Origin of the sequence: Parvibaculum sp., assembly GCF_002684405.1 — a bacterium.
In the GTDB taxonomy this organism is placed as follows: Bacteria; Pseudomonadota; Alphaproteobacteria; order Parvibaculales; family Parvibaculaceae; genus Parvibaculum.
On the sequence record NZ_NYVD01000181.1, the window covers coordinates 1 to 7,439 of the forward strand.

The window sequence follows — 7,439 nt, forward strand, 5'->3', positions numbered from 1 at the left end:
CCCGCCATGCCGCCGCTGGAACGCCAGATGCGGCTTGCTCGCTTCATCCTCGAGCATGAGGCAGGCGCCGCACGGGAAAAGGGAAGAGGGGGCGTCACGCCCGATGCGCCGCGCGCGCTGGCGCTGGCCGCCGAGCTCGGCCAGTTCCTCGACATGGCGATCACCGAGCGCGTGGCGCTGAAGAACCTCGCCGATCTGGTGCCCGACACCTATGCCGAAAACTGGCAGATCACGGTCGATTTCCTGAAAGTGCTGACCTCGCACTGGCCCGAAGAGATGAAGCGCCTCGGCTTCATGGAGCAGGCCGAGCGCCGCAATGCACTGCTGGAGGCCGAAGCGACGCACTGTAAGGAGAACCCGCCGCAGGGCCCGGTCATCGCGGCGGGCTCCACCGGCTCGATCCCGGCGACCGCCGATCTTCTGACGGTGGTCTCGCGCCTGCCCAACGGGGCGGTGGTGCTGCCGGGGCTCGACCTCGCGCTGGACGAGGCGAGCTGGGCCACGCTGGGCGAGCCCGGCACGGCGTCGCATCCGCAATATGGCATGAAGAAGCTGATGGACCGGCTGGGGGCGACGCGGGCCGATGTCGATTTCTGGCCGGGCTCGGAACCGGTCGGCGGGATGGAGGCGCGCATTACGCTGCTGTCGGAGACCATGCGTCCCGCCGAGACGACCGAACGCTGGCGCGCAAGCCTGGCCGGATTGAAGCCGCGCGCCCCGGAAGCGGTGAAGGGCCTGCGCCTCGTCGAAGCCTCCGCCGAACGCGACGAGGCCGCCGCCATTGCGCTGATGATGCGCGAGGCGCTGGAAGTGCCGGGCAAGACGGCGGCGCTGGTAAGCCCCGACCGGAACCTTGCCCGACGAGTGGCGATGGAACTCAGGCGCTGGGGGATCGAGATCGACGACAGCGCGGGCGCGCCGCTCGGCAAGTCGCCGCCCATCGGCTTCATGCGGCTGGTCGCGGAAGCCGTGGCCGAAGACCTCGCGCCCGTGCCCCTGCTTGCCATGCTGAAACATCCCATGGCCGCGCTCTCCCGCGCGCCCTATGTGCTGCGCGACGAGACAAGGCGGCTGGAACGCATGCTGCTGCGCGGCCCGCGCCCCGCCCCCGGCCTGGACGGTTTGCGCGCCGCGCTGGTTGAAGAGCGCGACAGGCGCCGGGACACCGGGCGCAGTGTCGCCGATTTCGAGGGGCTCGACCGGCTGATCGACGATCTGGACCTGGCGCTGGAGCCGATGGTCGACGCGATGTCGCGCGGCGAGGCCGATCCGGCCTATCTCGCGGAAATGCATATCCGCGTGGCGGAAGCGCTGGCCGCGACCGATAAGGAGAAGGGCGCGGCCCGGCTCTGGATCAAGGAGACGGGCGAGGCGTCGGCCGCCTTCCTCGAAGACCTTCTGGAAGCCACGCCGAAGCTCGGCCCGATACCGCCCGCCTCGTGGCCGCGCCTGTTTGCCGAGCTGGCCGATGCGCGAAACTTGCGCCCGCGTTTCGGCCGTCATCCGCGCCTCTTCATCTGGGGACCGATGGAAGCGCGGCTCCAGCATGCCGACCTGATGATCCTCGGTAGCCTCAATGAAGGCACATGGCCGGGCGAGGCGAATATCGATCCCTGGCTCAACCGCCCGATGCGCGCGGCGCTGGGGCTCGAACCGCCCGAACAGCGCATCGGGCTTGCCGCGCATGATTTCGTGGAAGCGGCAAGCGCCGGCGAAACGGTGCTGACCCGGGCGGAAAAACAGGAAGGCGCGCCCACGGTTGCCTCGCGCTGGTGGCTGCGGCTGACAAGCGTGGTGGAGGCGCTGGGCGTGAAGGACGGATTGCTCGACGCGCGTTGGGCGCGTTGGGCGGACGAGCTGGACGAGGCGGCGGAGCAGATCTCCATCCCCAAGCCGCGTCCCGCGCCGCCGCTGAAAGCGCGTCCGCGCAAATTCTCCGTCACCGAAATCGAGACGCTGATCCGCGACCCTTATGCGATATACGCAAGGAAGGTGCTGAGGCTCTCGCCGCTCGACCCGCTGGACGCCGATGTGGCGGCCGCCGAGCGCGGCATGGTGATCCACAAGGCGTTGGAACAGTTCACGCGGGAATGGCCGAAAGGCCTGCCGCCCAATCCGCTGGAAGAATTGCTGCGGATCGGTAGCGAGGTCTTCGCCCATCTGATGGACCGGCCGGGCGTGCGCGCCTTCTGGTGGCCGCGCTTCCAGCGCATTGCCGCCTGGATGGTCGAGTATGAACAGGCCGAGCGGCAGGAAATCCGCCGCAGCCATGCCGAACTGTCCGGCGAGATCGAACTCGACGAACTGGAAACCCCCGTCCTGCTGACGGGCCGGGCCGACCGCATCGACGAGCGCGACGACGGGACGCTTGTCGTCACCGACTACAAGACGGGCGCCCTGCCGAGCCGCAATCAGGTAGAGGCAGGCCTCGCACCGCAATTGCCGCTGGAAGCGGAAATGGCCGCAAGGGGCGGCTTCCGCTATCGCGACGCAAAGGGACGGGAAGTGCATCTGCCTGCCGCGAACACCTCGCGTCTCGTTTATGTGCGGCTGACCGGCGGCGAAACCGCGGGCGAAGTGCGCGCCATCACCGATGCGGGCAGCGAGCTGGCTAATGCGACCTATGACGCGCTGGTCGACCTCCTTGCCCAGTACGAGAAAGAGGCGACACCCTATCTCTCGCGGCCCCGGCCCATGTTTATCGGCCGCTTCAGCGACTACGACCATCTGGCCCGTGTGCCCGAATGGTCGGCGGGGGATGGAGAATGAGTGCGGGCCCCGTAAAGAAACGTCTGGTTACGGACGATCAGCAGCGGAAGGCGACCGACCCGGCGGCATCCGTCTGGGTGTCGGCCAATGCGGGCTCGGGCAAGACGCATGCCCTGACGACACGTGTGGCGCGGCTTCTGCTTTCCGGGACGGCACCGGAGCGCATTCTTTGTCTGACCTTTACCAAGGCCGCGGCGGCGGAAATGTCGAGCCGTCTTTACAAGCGGCTTGGCGGATGGGCGATGGAAGACGATGCCGCGCTGGCCGCCATCATCGAGGACATGGACGGCGCGGCGCCGGATGCCGAAAAGATAGCGACGGCGCGCAAGCTTTTCGCCCGCGCCATCGAAACGCCGGGCGGGTTGAAGATCCAGACCATCCACGCTTTTTGCGAAAGCGTGCTGGGCCGGTTCCCGCTGGAAGCGGATGTGCCGCCGCATTTCGACATTCTGGACGAGCGCTCTTCCGCCGAATTGATGGAAGAAGTGCGCGACCAGGTTCTTTTCGCCGCGCAGGACGATGAAGAAGGCCCGGTGGGCCGTGCACTGGCGCATATCGTGGGCCGGGTGGACGAGTTCATGTTCTCCCGCCTGATGACGGAAATTGCCGGGCGGCGCGACGGCATTGCATCGCTCCTGGAAAATTTCGGCAGCGTGGACGGCGTCATGCAGACGGTGCGCCTCGCGCTGGGCGTGACGGCGGAGGAAACGGTGGAGGCTGCGCGCGCCGGGCTTTCCATGGTGCCGGAAGAGGAATTGCGCGCAGCCGCCGACGCGCTCGATACCGGCTCCAAGACCGATAAGGAACGCGCCGAAACGCTTTACTGGTTTCTCGAAGAACGTGCGCGGCGCGGCGACCGGCTCGACGAATATGTGGGCGTTTTCCTTACCGCCAAGGGCGAGCCGCGCAAGACCCTGATGACGAAGAAGGTGGCGTCCGAATATCCCGCTTCCGCAGAGCTTCTCATGCAGGAACAGCAACGCATTCTTGCCGGCATGAACCATTTGCGCGCGGTGGGCGTGGCGCAGTCGACGGAAGCGATCTTCGTCATCGCGACCGAAATGCTGAAAGCCTATGAGGCCGCCAAGCGTGGCCGCGCGCTTCTCGATTATGGCGACCTCATCGAAAAGACGCGCGACCTGCTGACGCGCAGCCGGATGGGCGCCTGGGTGCTCTACAAGCTCGACGGCGGCATCGACCATATTCTCGTCGATGAAGCGCAGGACACGTCGCCCGAACAATGGAAGATCGTGCAGGCGCTGGCCGACGAGTTCTTCTCCGGCCAAAGCGCGCATGACGGCACACGCACCGTCTTTGCGGTGGGCGATGAAAAACAGTCGATCTTTTCCTTCCAGGGCGCGGACCCGGTCGCCTTCGCGGAGATGCGCCGGCATTTCGAGCGCGCGGTGACGGCGGCGGACATGGTCTGGTATCCGGTGCCATTCGTGCGTTCCTTCCGCTCCGCGCCGCAGGTGCTGGCCGCGGTCGATGCCGTCTTCGCCCGTATCGAGGCAAAGGTCGGGCTGACGGCGGATGAAGCGGAGGTGGTGGAGCATGTCGCAGCGCGCGAGCTCGATGCGGGCCGCGTGGAAATCTGGCCGCTGGAAGAGCCCGACGAAACCGATGAGGTCGATGTCTGGGACGCGCCGCTCGATTATATGAACGAGACGGCGCCGCCCGCGAAACTGGCCGCCCGCATCGCCGACACGATTTCAGGCTGGCTCGACAATGGGGAAACGCTCGCCGCTAGGGCAAGGCCGATCAGGGCGGGCGACATTCTCATTCTCGTGCGGCGGCGAAATTCCTTCGTCAACGAGATGATCCGTCATCTGAAGGAACGCGGCGTACCCGTCGCCGGTGCCGACCGCATGGTGCTGATGGAACAGATGGCGGTGATGGATCTCGTGGCGCTGGCGCGTTTCGTGCTGCTGCCGCAGGACGATCTGAACCTCGCCACGGTTCTGAAATCCCCCTTTATCGGCCTGAGCGAAGACGAGCTGTTCGAGCTGGCCTGGGGGCGAAAGGGCGATCTCTGGTCCGCCCTTCAGGCCGCCGCCCATGAAGGCGAGTGCTATGCGCAGGCGCATGATCTGCTGGTGCGCCTGCTGGCGCGCGCCGACTATGAGCCGCCTTACGAGTTCTTCGCCCATGTGCTGGCGGGCGAGGAGGGACGCAAACGCCTGCTCGCACGGCTGGGCGAGGACGCCAACGACCCGATCGACGAGTTCCTCGCCCTGGCGCTGGAATATGAGCGCACCCATGCGCCCTCGCTGGAAGGGTTCCTGCACTGGGTGGAGCGCGGCGCCTCGGAGATCAAGCGCGACATGGATCAGGGCCGCGACGAGGTGCGCGTCATGACGGTGCATGGCGCGAAGGGGCTGGAAGCGGAAATCGTCTTCATGCCCGATACCTGTTCCATGCCCGGCGGGCAGCACGACCCGGCGCTGATCGAACTGCCAACCGAACCCAAGCTCCTGCTCTGGCCGGTGCGCAAGGGCGACGAGGACGAGGTGACGGGCGGCGCGCGGGAACGCTGGCGCGAGGAACAGGAAAAGGAATATCGCCGGCTTCTCTATGTCGCGATGACGCGGGCGCGCGACCGGCTTTACATTTGCGGCTATCGGGGCCTGCGCGAACCGCCGGAAGGCTGCTGGTACAATCTTGCCAGCGCCGCGCTGCTGCCCGATGCGGTGGAGATCGAGGAGGAAGAGGGCCGCAGCATTTGGCGCATCGAGGGCGAGCAGCACCAGGCGCCGGAGCCTGAAGAGATCGTGGAACGCGAGGACATCGCGCCGCTCGGGCGCTGGGCCTTCGAGCCCGCGCCGAGGGAGCCCGCGCCTTCGCGTCCGCTGTCACCCTCGCGCCTGCCGCCGGAAGGTCTCGAGGAACCGCCGGTCTCCTCGCCGCTGACAGGCGATAGCCAGGCCCGCTTCCAGCGCGGCCGGCTCATTCACCGGCTGTTGCAGACATTGCCGGACCTGCCACCCGGCGAACGGGAGGCGGCGGCGGCGCGTTTTCTCTCCGCCCCCGCGCATGGCCTTGGCGATGAGGCGCAGGCGGAAATCGCGGGCTCGGTGGCGCGTGTGTTGAGCGACGGAAAATTCGCCGATGTTTTTGCGCCGGGCGGCCGGGCGGAAGTGCCCGTGGTCGGCCGGATCGAGTTCGGCGGCAAGCCGCATCTCGTCTCCGGCCAGATCGACCGGCTCTGCGTGGTCGGCGACGATGTGCTGGTGATCGATTACAAGACGAACAGGCCGCCGCCCCGCAAGGTGGAGGAGGCGAGCCCGGCCTATGTCGCGCAGATGGCGGCCTATCGCGCGCTTCTCCAGCGGATTCATCCCGGCCGCGCCATCCGCTGCGCGCTGCTCTGGACCGAGACGCCCGCACTGATGGAACTGCCGCCCGAGATGCTCGACGAGGCGCTGGCGCGCGGCACGCCGTCGCCTTGACCTTGGAGGGGTGCGTTCCTAGATTCGATGCAATCCGGAATCAAGCGAGCCGCGGAAGACGCGGCGCCTTGCGGCAAAAAAGCCCGGATTCCGGGCTTTTTAAGCCGACATAGAAAGGAAGTAGCAAATGACGACCACCAAAGTGACTGACGACAGCTTCGATACTGACGTCCTGGACGCTTCTGGTCCGGTGCTTGTGGATTTTTGGGCCGAATGGTGCGGCCCCTGCAAGCAGATCGGCCCGGCTCTGGAAGAGCTGGCCAAGGATTATGGCGGCAAGATCACCATCGCCAAGATCAATATCGACGAGAACCCGAATGTGCCGACCAAGTTCGGCGTGCGCGGTATTCCGACGCTGATGATCTTCAAGGACGGCCAGGTCGCCGCCACCAAGGTGGGCGCGATGCCGAAGGGCAAGATCCAGGAATGGATCGACAGCTCGCTCTGAGTTGTCCCGACAGAACATGTAAAAGGCCGGTCGTTGGACCGGCCTTTTTTATGGGGTCACCCGTTCTCGCGCAGCACATGGCCCGCGAGATAAAGCGAGCCGCAGATGAGAATGCGCGGCGCGTCGCGCCCGCCTTCCAGCAGCGCACGTTCGAGCGCCGCCTCGATGGAGGCCGCGGGCGAGGCGGGGAGACCGGCCTTTACCGCCATCTCCGCCAGCGCCTCCGCCGAAAGGCTCGCGGGCGCATCGGGGATTGTCACCGTTTCCACCTGCGCCGTGAGCCCCTTGAAGGGCAGCAGGAAGCCGCTCGCATCCTTGGTGTCCAGCATGCCGCAAATCAGGATGAGCGGGCGGGAGCGGATATGCTCCTGCTGCTGGTTGAGATCGGCCATGACATGCGCGACCGCCTCGCCCGCTGCCGGATTGTGACCGCCATCGAGCCAGAGTTCGGCATGGGGCGGCAGAAGCTCGACAAGCGGTCCGCGCGTGAGACGCTGCATGCGGCCCGGCCATTCGGCATGGGTGAGCCCGTGTGAGATGTCGTCGGTGTCGATGGCAAGGGCGGGGTTTTCGTCCGCCGCCTTGCGCAGCGCGGCGATGGCGAGGGCCGCATTGTCGATCTGGTGCCGTCCCGCAAGTTTCGGCAGCGGCAGGTCGAGAAGGCCCTGCTCGTCCTGATAGACGAGATGGCCGTGTTCCTCATGCGCGGAAAAATCCTGCCCGTGAACAAGGAGCGGCGCCTGCACGCGCTCCGCCGCCATTTCAGATCGGAA

Annotated in this window: 3 protein-coding genes and 1 pseudogene; 3 read left to right on the forward strand and 1 reads right to left on the reverse strand. The window is 66.5% G+C overall.

The window, feature by feature from the left end:
• From addB to trxA, 3 genes are all read left to right on the forward strand, one after another.
• Positions 1 to 2,769: double-strand break repair protein AddB (gene addB / locus CMI59_RS16660; protein ID WP_293329356.1), on the forward strand; the 2,769-nt coding region annotated here is incomplete at its 5' end.
• Complete coding sequence (gene addA, locus CMI59_RS16665; protein ID WP_293329357.1) at positions 2,766 to 6,218, forward strand: double-strand break repair helicase AddA; 3,453 nt, start codon at positions 2,766 to 2,768, stop codon at positions 6,216 to 6,218. The genes addB and addA, both read left to right, overlap by 4 nt.
• A 127-nt stretch (positions 6,219 to 6,345) precedes the next feature.
• On the forward strand, positions 6,346 to 6,666 hold the full coding sequence (gene trxA / locus CMI59_RS16670) for a thioredoxin TrxA (protein ID WP_293329358.1): 321 nt from the start codon (positions 6,346 to 6,348) through the stop codon (positions 6,664 to 6,666).
• Positions 6,667 to 6,722: 56 nt separating this feature from the next.
• Here the strand turns inward: trxA and CMI59_RS16675 are convergent.
• Positions 6,723 to 7,439: pseudogene (locus tag CMI59_RS16675) on the reverse strand (bifunctional folylpolyglutamate synthase/dihydrofolate synthase); the annotation flags it as partial.